Genomic DNA, 13910 nt, shown 5'->3' on the forward strand with positions numbered 1-13910 from the left:
GGCTCAAGTGCTATCCGGCGCCACTTTCCCGGGCGGCAACCACCGCCGGCATGGCCCGCTCCAGGTCCCATTCCGGTGCAAAGCCCAGCGTGGGAAAGCGGGCGGAGCGGAACTCAGCGGAACCGAACAGTTTTCGGTAGGCGTCGCCATCGAAGGGTGCGCGCCGGTGCAGCAGGCGCCCGGCGACGTCACCCACCCCGGCCAGCGCGCCAAACAGGAACAACGGCGGTGTCACCCGTGGCGCCTCCCGTCCCATCGCACGCAGGATCCAGCGGTAGATCTCGTGCGTCGAGTAGGTACGGCCGTCGGTCACGGTGAATGTGCCGCCCGCGGCCCGGCTCTCGCTGGCCGCGAGCACCATCGCGCGGGCCGCGTCCTGCACATGGATCATCGAACGCCGGTTGTGCACCTCGGGCACGGGCGGAAACCGGCGTCGCGCCACCGCATCGATCATGCGCGCCAGATTTCCAGGAAGCCCCGGTCCGTACACGAGCGGGAAGCGCAGGACGACAGGCTCGGCCACCACACTCAGGAGGAACTGTTCGGACGCGAGCTTGCTGCGCGCGTAGGCAGTCGACGGCGCCGGCACGGCGTCCTCCTCGACGGCATGGGGTCCCCCATCGCCCAGCACCGACACGCTGCTCGCGAGCACCACGCGCGCCACTCCGGCTGCCGCGGCGGCTTCGCACACCCGCCGCGCGCCGGCAACGTTACCGGCCAGGAAGTATGCGTCGTCGTCCAGCGCCACGCCGTGCGCGTGCGCAACACCGGCGCAGTGCAGGATCGCGTCGACGCCGTCGACCAGCGCTCCGTCCAGCGGCCGCGCGAGGTCGGCGCGGACCGCCTCGTCCCAGGGCCCGTCCGCGGACACGGTGCGCGACGTCGCGCGCACGTGCGCGTTCCCGTCGAGCGCCGTACACACGGCGCGGCCGATGAAGCCGGTGGCACCGGTAACCAGAACGCACTTCATCGAGCCTCACCAATCCCGATCGCACCCCGGTAGAGCGCGAGCATCTGCGCCACGATATGCCGGTCGGAGTAGTGCTGCTCCACCAGCGCGCGGGCGCGCGCACCCATGCGCACGCGCAGCGCCGCATCCCCGGCCAGGCGTGCGAGTGCAGCGGCCAGCGCCGGCGCGTCGTGCAGCGGAACCAGGAATCCGTTGTCACCGTCGCGCACCAGGTCGCGGCACCCGGGAACATCGCTGGCAACCAGCGGGCGCGCGCACGACGCCGCCTCGAGCAGGGTGCGCGGCATGCCCTCCCGGTAGCTGGGCAGCACGGCCACGTGGCACGCGGCCCACACCGCCGGCATGTCGTCACAACGCCGCCGCCACTCGATCAAGCCCTCGCCATGCCAGGCGCGCAGCTCCGCTTCCGTCACCGTGTCGGGATTCTCCGGGTCGGGATCGCCCACCAGGACCACCCGCAGCGCGCATTGCTCGTGGCGCAGGATGCGGGCCGCGTCCACCAGCTGCACGATCCCCTTGGGGCGGATCAGCCGGCTCGCGAGCACCGCCGTCACCGGTCCGTCCGGTTCCGGCGACGGGGCGAAGGCCTCCGTATCCACGCCCGAGCCGGCCACCAGGTGCACGCGCGCCATCGGGAAGAGCGCTCCGTTGCGCACGTCGGCGAGATCGTCCGCGTTCTGCACCACCAGATGCGAACGGGGCCGGGCGAGCACGCGCCGGAACGCCGCCCCCATGGTGGCACGCAACGCGCGCGCACGGCGCCGTTGCGAAACGGAAACAAAGCCGAACCCGGCGATGGTATGGATCTGCGCCGGCCCGCCCGCAGCCAGCGCCGCCATTCCACCGTACAACGCCGCCTTCACGCCCACGTGGTGCACCAGATCGGGTCGTTCACGCCGGTAGAGTGCCGCGAGATCCGCCACCGCCGCGGCTTCCGCGATCACGTCCCGCGAACCCCGGCGCCACGCCAGCGGCGCCAGGCGGAATCCCTCGCGTTCGATGCGCTCGCCGTGGCGATCCACGCGCGTTGCCACCGTGACCCGCGCCCCCGCGGCGGTCGCCGCGCGCGCCAGCGCCAGGCGGTGCGACCAGAACATCCAGTCCTCGTTGACCACGATGATCACCCGCGCGGGGCGACGGTCCACCTGCAGGCGTTCAGACATCGTCCGCGCACCGGCCGGAATCGGTTTCTGCATGACGGGTAGGAGCAAGGACGCGCACCGCGCCTCCGTGGGATCAGTCGCGAGGACGGCCGGCGAGCGCGTCTTCCACCATGCCGCACAGGAGATGGATCACGATGAGGTGGACTTCCTGCACGCACGGCGTCTCGGCGTCGGGCACGGCGATGAGCACGTCGCTGTGAGCGCCCACCTGGCCGCCACCATCGCCGGTGAGCGATATCACGCGCACGCCGGCTTCGCGCGCGGCGCGGCAGGCCCGCACCACATTCTGGGAGTTGCCGCTGGTGGAAATGGCCACCAGGCAGTCCCCCGCGCGCCCCAGCCCGCGCACCTGGCGCGCGAACACCTCGGCGAACTCGTAGTCGTTGGGGACCGCGGTGAGGGTCGCGGTGTTTTCGTTGAGCGAGTAGGCGCGGTAGGGGTTGCGCTCGCGCCGGAAGCGACCCACCAGCTCGCCCACCAGGTGCGTCGACTGGGTGGCGCTGCCGCCGTTGCCGCACGCGAACACGGTGCCGCCCTTTTCGATGCAGCCAACCAGTTCCGCTGCGGCCGCCGCCACCGCCGGGGCCAGCACCTCCGCGCGCGCCGCGAGCTCGGCCCGCTGGCGGAAACGCGCGCGAATGTCGTCCGCTCCGGGAAGCATCATCACAGCACCGTGATCTCGCTGTTGTCGCCCACCATGAGCCGGTAGGCGCGGGGCGGCTTGCTGCCCCGCCGCACCACCACGTTGCGGCCGATCAGGCTGTCGCTGAGGCGGCTGCCGATGTCGAGGATCGAACAGTTCTCCAGGATGATGCTGTTCTCGACTTCGCTGTTCTCGATGTGCGATCCGGGACCAACGCTGGTGAAGGGCCCGATGTAGGCGTTCACGATGCGCGATCCGCGGCCGACGATGCACGGCCCGCGCAGGATGCTCCCCTTGACCTCCACGTCGTCGTCCAGGTGCACGTGGCCGTGAAACTCGGAATCCTCCAGCTGCCGTGTCTCCACGCGCGTGGCCATGCCGGTCAGCACCATGCGATTGGCGTCGAGCATGTCCTCGAGCTTGCCGGTGTCCTTCCACCACCCCTCCACCACGTGGGACTGCACGTGGTAACCGTTCTCGATCAGGTACTGGATGGCGTCGGTGATCTCGAGTTCGCCCCGCCCGCTTGGCTTGATCTTCTCGGTCGCCTCGAAGATGGTGGGCGTAAACATGTACACACCCACCAGCGCGTAGTCGCTCTTGGGCTTCTTCGGCTTCTCCTCCAGACCCACCACGCGGTCGCCCTTGAGTTCGGCCACGCCGAAGTCGCTGGGATTCTTGACCCGCGTGAGCAGGATCTGCGCGTCGTACTTGCCGCGCGTGAACTCGTCCACGAAACCACGGATGCCGCCGGAGAGGAGGTTGTCGCCGAGGTACATGACAAAGGGGTCGTCCTGCATGTAGTCGCGCGAAATCTTCACCGCGTGCGCGAGCCCCAGCGGCGCCTCCTGGCGGATGTAATGGACCCGCGCGTCGAAGCGGCCGCCGTCGCCGACCGCCTGCATGACTTCGTCCGCGGTGTCACCCACGATGATGGCAATGTCCTGGATGCCCGCCTCGCGGATGGCCTCGATGGCATAGAAGAGGATGGGCTTGTTGGCCACTGGCACCAGTTGCTTGGCACTGGTGTGCGTGATGGGGCGCAATCGCGTTCCCTTGCCGCCCGCCAGGATGAGAGCTTTGATGACCGATCCCCGACCTTTCTGCCACCGGCCGTCAGTTGCTGTTGGCGGTGATGACTGCGTACGCCGAGAGGAACAGGCTCGTAAGACTGACGAACCCGATGAACACGTTACCCCACACGACCGCCGTGCGGCGTTTGACCAGGATTGTCTCACCCCGGTACACGACACTATCGCGATCGCCGTCGCGCCGGTTGCCCCGGTCGTCGAAGATCTCAAGCTTGTCGATGCTGCCGGTGTCGCTGGGACCGCCCGCCATGGCGATGTAGCGCCCCGCCGGCAGGCCCCGCTGGAAGTCCACCTCGCCCGGGCGCATCACCTCGCCCGTCACGTACACGATGTCCTCCAGCCGCGGAACATTGATCACGTCCCCGGATTGCAGGACCACGGAGAGGGTGGTGTCGCCACGCACCAGCCGCGAGAGATCCACCGGGATGAACTCCATCGATCCGTCCGGCTGCCTGCGCTCGATCTTGGAGTTGGACAGGTCGAAGTCGTTGCGCAAGCGGATGAACCGCGGCCGAAAGGAATCCAGCGTCTCTCCCTCCGCCAGGTAGATGCGCCCGTCGCGTCCACCGCCCCCCTGCACGCGCACGAAGTCGATGCCCGGAAAGCTGCGCTTGTCCGGCACCACCACGACGTCCCCGTCCTGCAGGCGCGTGGTCGCGAGTTCCGACTCCGGCAGCTTGAGCACGGTGATCTCGCCGGACTCCGCGATCCGCTCGAGTACCATGTCCCCGGGGTCCGCATTGGTGGTGAAACCGCCGGCGAGTTCAATCAGATCGGCCGCGGTCTCGCCCTCCACGATCTCGTAACCGCCGCGCTGCCACACCTCGCCGGTTACATTGCACGCCGGGCCGCGCGAGGGCACGAAGATGGATTGGCCCTCGTGCAGCATGGGGTTGACGGCCGTGTCTCCCAGGCGCTGCAGGCGCACGAGATCGACCGTTGCCGTCACCTCGCCGTTCTCGCGGATCTCGATCTCGCGCTTCGAACCCGGCGACGCCACGCCGCCGGCGGCGGCGATGGCTGCGTCCACGCGGAACGGTGCGGAAACCTGCACCGGACCCGGCGTGGTCACATCGCCCAGCACGTACACCACGAAGGTGCGCGGCAGCATCAGCTGGCACTGAATCTCCGACCCGTGGTGGAACGACGCCAGCCCCTTCTTCAGTTCGTCGCGGAACTGGTTGATGGAGAGCCCCGCCGCCTGCACAAGCCCCGCGTCGGGAACGAGCACCTTCCCCTCGGGGAGCACGGTGAGCCGGAAATCGATTCCCTGCGGGCGCAGAAACACGACGAACTGGTCGCCGGGACCGATGATGTACGTGGCCGGATCCACCGGGGAATCGAAACCACGTGGCGTCAACTGCGTGGGACCGGCCAGCACCGAATCGGCCCGGGCCTCGGGCGCCGGCGGCGGGGTCGCGGTGGTGGCGCCGTACGCGCGCGGGCGCTGGTTGCGGATGATCTGCGCCGGGGCCAGGGTGGTGATCCCCATGACCATGATCATGGCCGAAGCCGTCACACGAATGAACAGTGGCATCCTCAAGAAGGTCACCTCATGCCGGCGACAGGGCGCCGCGGAGAAAGTCCCGCACGCGGTCGAATTCCTGCACACCCGGGATACCGAACTGGGCCATGTGGGGTTTGCCCCCGCCGCGGTACCCCAGCTCGGCGCCGACCTTCCGCGTGAGGTCGTCGGCCCGGATTCCCCGCTCCTTTATAGCAGAGTCGCTCGCAACCACCAAACACACCGGCTTCTCCGCCCCGGACTGGCACACCAGCCCCACCCCGATCCCGATCCGCCCGCGCAGTGCGTCGCCGTAGCTGCGCAGCGCATTCACGTCGGGGACGTCGACGGTCAGGGCCACGAAGCGCAGGCCGCCGATGTCCTCCGCGCCGGCGAGGGCGTCGGCCGCCTCGCTCTGGGCGCGGCGCTCCTCGTCCCGCTTCTGCCGCTGCGCGAAGGCCTCGTTCTCCTCCAGCAAGGCACGCACCCGGCGCTCCACATCGGCGGGTGACACGCGCAACAGCGCCGCCACCTGTTCCCAGTCACGCAGAGCCCCGCGCGCCATTTCCAGCGCGCCGGTGCCGGTAACCGCCTCCACGCGGCGCACGCCCGATGCCACCGCGCCCTCCTGGCGCACGAAGAAGGCGCCCACCTCGCCGGTGCGACGCAGATGCGTGCCGCCGCACAACTCGCGCGAAAATGCATCGATGGAGACCATGCGCACCACGTCGCCGTACTTCTCACCGAAGAGCGCCATGGCGCCATCCGCGATGGCATCGTCGTAGGAGCGGTACTCCGCGGTCACGGCCAGGTCGTTCATGACCGCCTCGTTCACAATGCGTTCGATCTCGGCCACTTCCTCCGGCTTGACGGCCTGGTAGTGGTGGAAGTCGAAGCGCAGCCGGTCGGGCGCGACCAGCGATCCCGCCTGGGTCACGTGGGTGCCCAGCACCTGGCGCAGCGCGGCGTGCAGCAGGTGGGTGGCGGTGTGGTTGCGCATGGTGGCGAAGCGACGCTCCCGGTCGACGTGCAGGCGCCCCGCGCGGTTGGACTTGATCTGCTCGATCACCTGCGCACGCCCGCCGGTCACGCGCACCAGGTGCGCGATGCGCTCTCCGGCGCGATACGCGTCTACCACCAACAGCGGATTCTCACCGAAAGCAATCGAACCCGCGTCTCCAATCTGCCCACCACCTTCGGGATAGAAGACCGTGCGGTCGGTTGTCAGTTCAACGAACTCGCCTTCGTCCTGCCGCGCGATACGCTCCGCACGCGCGTCGCCAACGCTGACGGCCACCGCGTCGCAATCGAGTTCATCATAGCCAAGAAACTCGGTCTTCTTCACATCCGGACGAAGGTCAATTCCAACCTGCAAACTGCCTGAATCGACGACGGACACCCTCTCCACGCCCTGCACAAATTTGGCACTCTTGCGCGCGCGTTCCTTCTGCTGCCCCATCGCCGTCTCGAAGCCCGCCATGTCGGCGTCGAGGCCGCGGTCCTGCGCCATCTCGCGCGTGAGCTCCGGCGGGAAGCCGAAGGTGTCGTACAACTGGAACACATCGGCGCCGGCGATCGTCTTGCGCTTCTTCTTGCGCGCGTCGTCGAACAGCGTCTCCAGGCGACTCATGCCCTGCTCGAGCGTGTCGAGGAAGCGCGTTTCCTCCGCCGTAACGACGTCCCTGACCAGCGCTGCGCGCGGCTGCAGGTCGGGATAGCGCGCAGACATGGCGTTGACCACCGCGTCGACCCCGCGGGCCAGGAACGGCTCGTGCACACCGAACGGCTGCATCTTGGTGAGCGCGCGGCGCAGCAGCCGGCGCAGCACGTAACCGCGACCGTCGTTGGAGGGCATGATGCCCTCCGCCAGCGCGAAGGTGAGTGCGCGCACGTGGTCCGCGGCGGCGTTGATGGCCAGCGCCGCCTTGCCCGCGTCCGCCGACTTCGGCAGCGCCGCGGCGATGGCGCGGCGGATGGGCAGGAACTCGTCGGTGTGAAAGTTGTCGTCGGCGCCCTGCAGGATGAAGGCGAGGCGCTCGAGCCCCAGGCCGGTGTCGATGCCCGGGCGCGGCAGCGGGTCGTACACGCCCTTGTCCGTGTAGAAGAACTGCGGGAAGACGAGGTTCCAGTACTCGATGTAACGGTCGCTGTCGTCCTGGCCCGGCCCGCCGTCGGGACCCTCGCGCCCGGTGTCGATGTGCAACTCAGACGATGGCCCGCACACGCCCGTGTCGCCCACCGGGCCCCAGAAGTTGTCCTTCCTGCCCAGGCGCTTGATGCGTTCCCTGGGGAAACCGATGTGATTGGCCCACAGGTCGTGGGCCTCGTCGTCGTCCTCGTAGATGGTCACCCAGATGCGGGCCCGGTCGAGCTTCCACACGTCGATGGACAGCTCCCAGGCCCACTCGATGGCCTCCTTCTTGAAGTAGTCGCCGAAGGAGAAGTTGCCCAGCATCTCGAAGAAGGTGTGATGGCGCAGCGTGCGGCCCACGTTCTCCAGGTCGCTCTGCTTGCCGCCGGCGCGCAGACACTTCTGCACGCTGGCCGCGCGCGCGTAGGGCGCGTTCTCCGGCTGGCTGTAGTACGCCTTGAACGGAACCATCCCCGCCGCGGTGAACAGGAGCGTGGGGTCTTCGGGCAAGAGCGGCGCGCTGGGCACCACGGTGTGCCCGCGCGCACCGAAGTACTCCAGGAAGTCCTGCACCAGGCGGTTGACCGCGTAGCGATTCTGCGAATCCTTGCTCATACGCCTCGTCACATGTCGTCGGGCGCGGCCCACTCCGTGTCATCGGGGCCGCGCTCCATGCGCCTCGCCAGATCTGCGGCGATGCGATTGACCACGCCGTAGTCGAATCCCTTGCGGGTGAGCATCGACGCGACGCGGCGCACCATCTTCTCATCGATGGTGCCGCTGCGCGTGGCGCGCTCGGCCAGCGCCCGCGCCAGCCGTTCCTGCTCGTCCGCGCCGAACGACGCCAGCGCATCTTCCAGATCCGTGCGGCCCACGCCCAGCTTCTTCAGGTCGGCGCGCAGCCGGTGCGGCCCCATGCGTCGCACGTCCTTCTTTACCGAGACGAACTCGCGGGCGAAACGGGCGTCGTCGATGAGCCCCTTCTCCTCGAGTTCCGACACGATACCGCGCCGCACCGCGTCGCCCACGCCCAGCGCGCGCAGCGCATCGTCGATCTCGCGTCGCGAACGCCCGCGGATGGCCAGCATGCGCAGCGCCTTGTCGCGCCCGCGCAGGTACGCGTCGAGACCGGCGAGGCGTTCGATCTCCTCGTCGGACAACTCCGCACCCACGGCCAGCGCCGCGGCGGCTTCTTCGGGAAGCGCAAAAAACCGCCCCCCGGAAAGCCGGATCATCACCCGGTCCCGGGGGCGCGGTTTTCGCTCAACGATGTGCTCGGACATCTACTGACGCGCGCGCGGGGACCCCGGCTTCCTGCCGCGCGGATTCGTCGCCAGCGCGTCACCCTCCGCCGCCTCCGGCACCTCCGCGGCGCCCGCGGGTGCTGCCTCTTCAGCCGTGCTCGCGGCACCCGCCGCGGCCGGCGTGGCGTCCACACCGAAGTGCACGCGGATCTTCTGCGCCGCGTCGATCGCGATCTCCGGGTGCTCTCTCAGGAAGCGCCGCGCCTGCTCCTTGCCCTGGCCGAGGCGCTCCTCGCCGTACGAGAACCACGTCCCGCTCTTCTTGACGATGTCAACCGCGGAACCGATATCGATCACGTCACCCTCGAAGCTGATGCCCTCTCCGTAGATGATGTCGAACTCGCAGGTCTTGAACGGTGCTGCAACCTTGTTCTTCACCACCTTGACCTTGGTGCGGCTGCCGGTGACGAGATCGCCTTCCTTGATGGCGGCGATGCGGCGGATGTCCATGCGCACGCTGGAGTAGAACTTCAGCGCGTTGCCGCCCGACGTGGTCTCGGGGCTGCCGAACATGACGCCGATCTTCATCCGGATCTGGTTGGTGAAGATGAGGCTGGTCTTGGTCTTGCTCACCGTGCCGGTGAGCTTGCGCAACGCCTGCGACATGAGGCGCGCCTGCAGCCCCACGTGCTGGTCGCCCATCTCGCCGTTGATCTCCGCCTGCGGCACCAGCGCCGCCACCGAATCGACGACGATGATGTCCAGCGCGCCGCTGCGAATGAGCACCTCGGTGATCTCGAGCGCCTGCTCGCCGGTGTCGGGCTGCGAGATGAGCAGGTTGTCCACGTCGACGCCGATCTTCTTGGCGTAGCCGACGTCGAACGCGTGCTCGGCGTCGATGAACGCGGCCAGACCGCCGCGCTTCTGCGCGTTGGCGATGATGGAGCTGGTGAGCGTGGTCTTGCCGGATCCCTCGGGGCCGAAGACCTCGATAACGCGCCCGCGCGGCACGCCGCCCACGCCGAGCGCGATGTCCAGCGCGAGGCTGCCGGTGGGAATGATCTCGACCGGCACGATGGCAGCGCCCTCGCCCAGGCGCATGATGGAACCCTGTCCGAACTGCTTTTCGATCTGCTGGACGGCCAGGTCGATGGCCTTGTTCTTTTCGTCCGTCTTACCCGCGGTCATGGGCTTCATTGGCATAAGTCCCCTCCAGAACTGAAACGAGTGGCCGGCCCTTTCCCATCTGCACCACCGCCCCCGCGTCCGGCCGCTCACGGGGCGTCTTATCGCCTGAAATTACGTGCGGGCGAAATACTATCACCCGCCCCCGGAGAAGGCAAACTCTTTGACCGTCGAGTATTCCGCGCCGGTACGCGACAAACGGCTCTCGACCAGCGCGAAACCGTCCACGCGGGTGACGGCATCCGTCAACGCCGGAACCAGCGCCAGTTTTGCCGCGACCCCGCCCGGAAGCCGGTCCTTGACGCGCGCCACGGTGGTGTGCGCGTGGAAGCGGCGTGTCTCCCGCGCCACACCCAGCGCCTCGAACAGTGCCACATCCACGTCGTCTGCCAGCGCGGTGCACGGCGCCACGCCGGCCGCCGCAGCGAAGAAGAGCACGCGCGGCGCGCGCAGGTTGGGGAATCCGCCGAAGTCGCCGAGCGCCAGGTCGAAGGGGACGTGGCGCGGCGCCACGTCGCCAAGCGCGCCCAGCACCGCATCGACATCGTCGCGCGCGGTCTCGCCCAGGAACTTCAGCGTGATGTGCCAGGTGGCGGGGCCGGTCCAGCGCCAGGGCGGGGCCGTCACCGGGAAGCCGGTGATGGCGTCGCGGATGACGCGCAGCACCGCGTCGCTCAGATGAATGGCAACGAAGAGGCGCACGGTCTCACCCGCGCCGCCGCAGTTGATCGTAGAGGAGCCAGATGGCAGTGTGTGACGCGCGGGTACGTACCGTGGCGCGGTCGCCGGGGAGGATCATGCGTTTCACCTGCACCCCGCCTTCCCAGGCCACGCCGATGAAGGTGAGTCCCACCGGCTTGTGCGGGGTTCCGCCCGCGGGCCCGGCGATGCCGGTGGTGGCGATCCCCCAGGTGGCCTTCGCGCGGCGGCGGATGCCGTGCGCCATCTCGGTGCAGGTCTCCTCGCTCACCGCGCCGAACGCGTCGATGGTTTCGGCGCGCACCCCCAGCAGGTCCGTCTTGCTCTGGTTGGAATACGTCACCGCGCCGGCCAGAAAATGCGCGCTGGACCCGGCGTGATCGGTGAAATAGCGCGCGATGCTCCCGCCGGTGAGCGACTCCGCCACCGCCACTGTTTCGCCGCGCGCGGCGAGCAGTTCGCCGGTCACCCTGGAGATGGGACGGTCGCCGCGTTCGTAGTAGCGGTTGCCGATGAGCTCCGACAGTCGCCCGTGGATGTGCTCGCACTCGGCATCGAGGCGCGCGGGCTCGGCACCGGTGCGCTGGGTGAGCACCACGTCCACGCCACCCAGCGTGGGCAGCCACGACACGGTGTGGTGTTCGAGGCGCGTGGTGTCGGGCGCGAGCAACTCGAACAACTGCGACTCGGTGATGCCGTTGGTGCGGAACATCTCCACGCGCACCGGCGGCCGCCCGAAAATGCTGTCCATGGCCGGCAGCACGTGCGCGTCCACCATGGGCCGCAGCTCCATGGGCGGGCCGGGCAGCACGAAGACCGCGCAGTCGGACACATCCACCCGGAATCCGGCCGCCGTCCCCACGCTGTTGGGCAGCACCGCCGCCCCGCGGGGGAAGTACGCCTGGCGGCGGTTGGTGTCGCTTGCCTCGCGGCCCCGCGATTCCATGAAGTGTACGATCGACTGCCACGCGTCCTCGGAGAACTCGAGCGGGAGTCCGATGGCCTCCGCCACACCCTCGCGCGTCACGTCGTCGTCGGTGGGACCGAGCCCGCCGGTGAGCACCAGCGCGCGCGTGAGCGGCAGGCGTTCGGCCACCAGCGCCGCGATCGACGCCACGTCGTCGCCGACCACGTGGGCACGCCTCACCCGCGCGCCGATGCGCCGCGTGGCGCGGGACAGAAAGACCAGGTGCGCGTCGCTGCGCTCGCCGCGCAGCAGTTCGTCGCCCACCAGGATCACTTCAACGTCGTTGCGCATGTCGATCTCCGCTTTTGACGGCCGCTAGAGGAAGGTCCCGAGCGCCGGCGTGAAGCCGGCGGCCACCATCAGCACAACGCGCGTATAGACGCCGGCGAGCGCGTCGTCCACCACGATGCCCCACCCTCCCGGGAGGGACTGCAGGCGGTAGATGGGAAACGGCTTCCACACGTCGAAGATGCGGAAGAGCACGAAGGCCGCCACCACCCCGTACAGGCTGGGGGCGCTGCCCACCAGTGCCAGCTGGATCCCCACCACCTCGTCGATGACCACGCAGTGCGGGTCCTTGCCGTAACGGGCCTCCATGGCGGTCGACGCCGGCACGGAGAGCACCGCGGTGACGATCAGCACCGCCCAGTGGGCCATCCAGTGCCCGCCGGGGACGAGCCAGTACAGGGCCAGGAATACCGCGGTTGCAAAGGTGGCCGGCGCGAAGGGAAAGAAACCCGTGTACAGAAAACTGGCGAAGAGCATGTTGAGGTGCCGCATGCGCACCACCATAGCGCCCCGTGTTGTTGCGTGTACAGCGCCTTCCGTGGCACACTGTGCGGGTGGCCCGCCGCCGGGCCACGCGGCCGCACCATCTATTCCACTAGAAAGGTCCATCCATGTTACAGAAGCGTTCCTGGGCCGAGCCCTGGAAGGTCAAGATGGTCGAGCACCTGCGCATGACCACGCGCGAAGAGCGCGAGCGCGCAATTGCCGAAGCCGGTTTCAACACCTTCCTGCTCCCCAGCCAGTACGTCTACATCGACCTGCTGACGGACTCGGGCACCTCCGCCATGAGCGACACCCAGTGGGCCGGCCTGCTCAAGGGCGACGAAGCCTACGCGGGTTCCATGAATTTCTATCACCTCGAAGCGGCCGTGCGAAAGTTCTACGGCTACAAGCATCTCATTCCCACCCACCAGGGCCGCGGCGCCGAGCACATCCTCTCGCACCTGTGCATCAAGCCGGGTCAGGTGGTGCCGGGCAACATGTACTTCACCACCACCAAGGCGCACCAGGAGCTGGCGGGCGGCACGTTTGCCGACGTCATCGTCGACGAAGCCCACGATCCCGACGTGATGCATCCATTCAAGGGCAACGTGGACATCGACAAGCTCAAGGCGCTCATCGCGCGCGTGGGTGAGAAGAACATCGCCTATCTGTCGCTCGAGACCAACGTCAACATGGCCGGCGGGCAACCATGCAGCATGGCCAACATCAAGGAGACCTGCGCGCTGTGCCACCGGCACGGCATCCGCGTGTTCCTCGACGCCACCCGCGCGGTGGAGAACGCGTACTTCATCAAGATGCGCGAGGCGGGCTGCGCCGACCGTTCGCTGGCCGAGATCCTGCGCGAGATCTGCGACCAGACCGATGGCTGCACCATGTCCGCCAAGAAGGACGCGCTGGTGAACATCGGCGGCTTCCTGGCGGTGAACGACGACGAACTCGCCGAGCAGGCGCGCAACATGGTGGTCATCTACGAGGGCCTGCACACCTACGGCGGCCTGGCCGGACGCGACATGGAGGCCATGGCCATCGGCATCGAGGAGTCCGTGCAGCTCGACCACATGCACTCGCGCGTCGGCCAGGTGGAATACCTGGGCGAGAAGCTCATCAACGCCGGCATTCCCATCATGCGCCCCATCGGGGGGCACGGCATCTTTCTCAACGCCGCGCGCATGCTCTCCCATATTCCGCGCGAGGAGTTCCCCTCGCAGGCGCTGGCCGCGGCACTGTACGTGGACTCGGGCGTGCGCGCCATGGAGCGCGGCGCGGTGTCCGCCGGGCGCGACCACGACACGGGCGAGAACCTCTACCCCTCGCTGGAACTGGTGCGGCTCACCATTCCGCGCCGCGTGTACACGCAGGCGCACATGGACGTCACCGCGGAGTCGGTGATCGCGCTGTACGAAAACCGCGAAAAGGTGGTGGGGCTGCGCTTCACTTACGAACCGAAGCACCTGCGCTTCTTCCAGGCACGCTTCGAACCGGTGCGGGGCAAACAAGTCTTCACCGGTTGAACGAAAGGAA

At 68.3% G+C, this 13910-nt stretch carries 12 protein-coding genes; 1 reads left to right on the top strand and 11 read right to left on the bottom strand.

Annotation, left to right across the window (positions count from 1 at the left end):
• Positions 1 to 10: 10 nt before the first annotated feature.
• The 11 genes from OEX18_08405 to OEX18_08455 form a co-directional block, all read right to left on the bottom strand.
• Complete coding sequence (locus OEX18_08405) at positions 11 to 970, bottom strand: NAD-dependent epimerase/dehydratase family protein (protein MDH4337284.1); 960 nt, start codon at positions 968 to 970, stop codon at positions 11 to 13.
• Positions 967 to 2133, bottom strand: a complete 1167-nt coding sequence (locus OEX18_08410) for a glycosyltransferase family 4 protein (GenBank protein ID MDH4337285.1) — start codon at positions 2131 to 2133, stop codon at positions 967 to 969. The genes OEX18_08405 and OEX18_08410 overlap by 4 nt, the downstream gene beginning before the upstream one ends.
• Before the next feature lie 73 nt (positions 2134 to 2206).
• Entirely contained in the window at positions 2207 to 2797 is a 591-nt protein-coding gene (locus tag OEX18_08415; GenBank protein MDH4337286.1) for an SIS domain-containing protein, read from the bottom strand.
• Entirely contained in the window at positions 2797 to 3861 is a 1065-nt protein-coding gene (locus OEX18_08420; protein MDH4337287.1) for a glucose-1-phosphate thymidylyltransferase, read from the bottom strand. Before OEX18_08420 ends, OEX18_08415 begins: the two co-directional genes overlap by 1 nt.
• 31 nt (positions 3862 to 3892) lie before the next feature.
• Positions 3893 to 5404: an SLBB domain-containing protein gene (locus OEX18_08425; GenBank protein MDH4337288.1), complete on the bottom strand. Its 1512-nt coding sequence runs from the start codon at positions 5402 to 5404 to the stop codon at positions 3893 to 3895.
• A gap of 16 nt (positions 5405 to 5420) precedes the next feature.
• Entirely contained in the window at positions 5421 to 8117 is a 2697-nt protein-coding gene (gene alaS / locus OEX18_08430; GenBank protein ID MDH4337289.1) for an alanine--tRNA ligase, read from the bottom strand.
• A gap of 8 nt (positions 8118 to 8125) precedes the next feature.
• The gene (locus tag OEX18_08435; GenBank protein ID MDH4337290.1) at positions 8126 to 8737 is read right to left on the bottom strand and encodes a RecX family transcriptional regulator; all 612 of its coding nucleotides are present in this window, start codon (positions 8735 to 8737) and stop codon (positions 8126 to 8128) included.
• A gap of 48 nt (positions 8738 to 8785) precedes the next feature.
• The gene (recA, locus tag OEX18_08440) at positions 8786 to 9934 is read right to left on the bottom strand and encodes a recombinase RecA (protein ID MDH4337291.1); all 1149 of its coding nucleotides are present in this window, start codon (positions 9932 to 9934) and stop codon (positions 8786 to 8788) included.
• 132 nt (positions 9935 to 10066) lie between these two features.
• Entirely contained in the window at positions 10067 to 10633 is a 567-nt protein-coding gene (gene thpR / locus OEX18_08445; protein ID MDH4337292.1) for an RNA 2',3'-cyclic phosphodiesterase, read from the bottom strand.
• A 4-nt stretch (positions 10634 to 10637) separates the two neighbouring features.
• Positions 10638 to 11888 carry a CinA family nicotinamide mononucleotide deamidase-related protein gene (locus OEX18_08450; GenBank protein ID MDH4337293.1) on the bottom strand — a complete coding sequence of 417 codons (1251 nt, stop codon included), beginning with the start codon at positions 11886 to 11888 and terminating at the stop codon, positions 10638 to 10640.
• Between the two features lie 24 nt (positions 11889 to 11912).
• A complete protein-coding gene (locus OEX18_08455; protein ID MDH4337294.1) occupies positions 11913 to 12377 on the bottom strand; it encodes a phosphatidylglycerophosphatase A in 465 nt (154 codons plus the stop codon).
• Positions 12378 to 12496: 119 nt separating this feature from the next.
• Between OEX18_08455 and OEX18_08460 the strand changes: the two genes are divergently transcribed.
• Positions 12497 to 13900, top strand: a complete 1404-nt coding sequence (locus tag OEX18_08460; protein ID MDH4337295.1) for a tyrosine phenol-lyase — start codon at positions 12497 to 12499, stop codon at positions 13898 to 13900.
• The last annotated feature ends 10 nt before the right edge of the window (positions 13901 to 13910 follow it).

This window comes from Candidatus Krumholzibacteriia bacterium (assembly GCA_029865265.1).
Classification (GTDB): Bacteria; Krumholzibacteriota; Krumholzibacteriia; order WVZY01; family JAKEHA01; genus JAKEHA01.

Bases quoted from the DNA above. Each gene is read 5' to 3' on its own strand.
- OEX18_08405 (MDH4337284.1), bottom strand. From the start codon at position 970: ATGAAGTGCGTTCTGGTTACCGGTGCCACCGGCTTCATCGGCCGCGCC.
- OEX18_08410 (MDH4337285.1), bottom strand. From the start codon at position 2,133: ATGTCTGAACGCCTGCAGGTGGACCGTCGCCCCGCGCGGGTGATCATC.
- OEX18_08415 (MDH4337286.1), bottom strand. From the start codon at position 2,797: ATGATGCTTCCCGGAGCGGACGACATTCGCGCGCGTTTCCGCCAGCGG.
- OEX18_08425 (MDH4337288.1), bottom strand. From the start codon at position 5,404: ATGCCACTGTTCATTCGTGTGACGGCTTCGGCCATGATCATGGTCATG.
- alaS (MDH4337289.1), bottom strand. From the start codon at position 8,117: ATGAGCAAGGATTCGCAGAATCGCTACGCGGTCAACCGCCTGGTGCAG.
- OEX18_08435 (MDH4337290.1), bottom strand. From the start codon at position 8,737: ATGATCCGGCTTTCCGGGGGGCGGTTTTTTGCGCTTCCCGAAGAAGCC.
- recA (MDH4337291.1), bottom strand. From the start codon at position 9,934: ATGACCGCGGGTAAGACGGACGAAAAGAACAAGGCCATCGACCTGGCC.
- OEX18_08450 (MDH4337293.1), bottom strand. From the start codon at position 11,888: ATGCGCAACGACGTTGAAGTGATCCTGGTGGGCGACGAACTGCTGCGC.
- OEX18_08455 (MDH4337294.1), bottom strand. From the start codon at position 12,377: ATGCGGCACCTCAACATGCTCTTCGCCAGTTTTCTGTACACGGGTTTC.
- OEX18_08460 (MDH4337295.1), top strand. From the start codon at position 12,497: ATGTTACAGAAGCGTTCCTGGGCCGAGCCCTGGAAGGTCAAGATGGTC.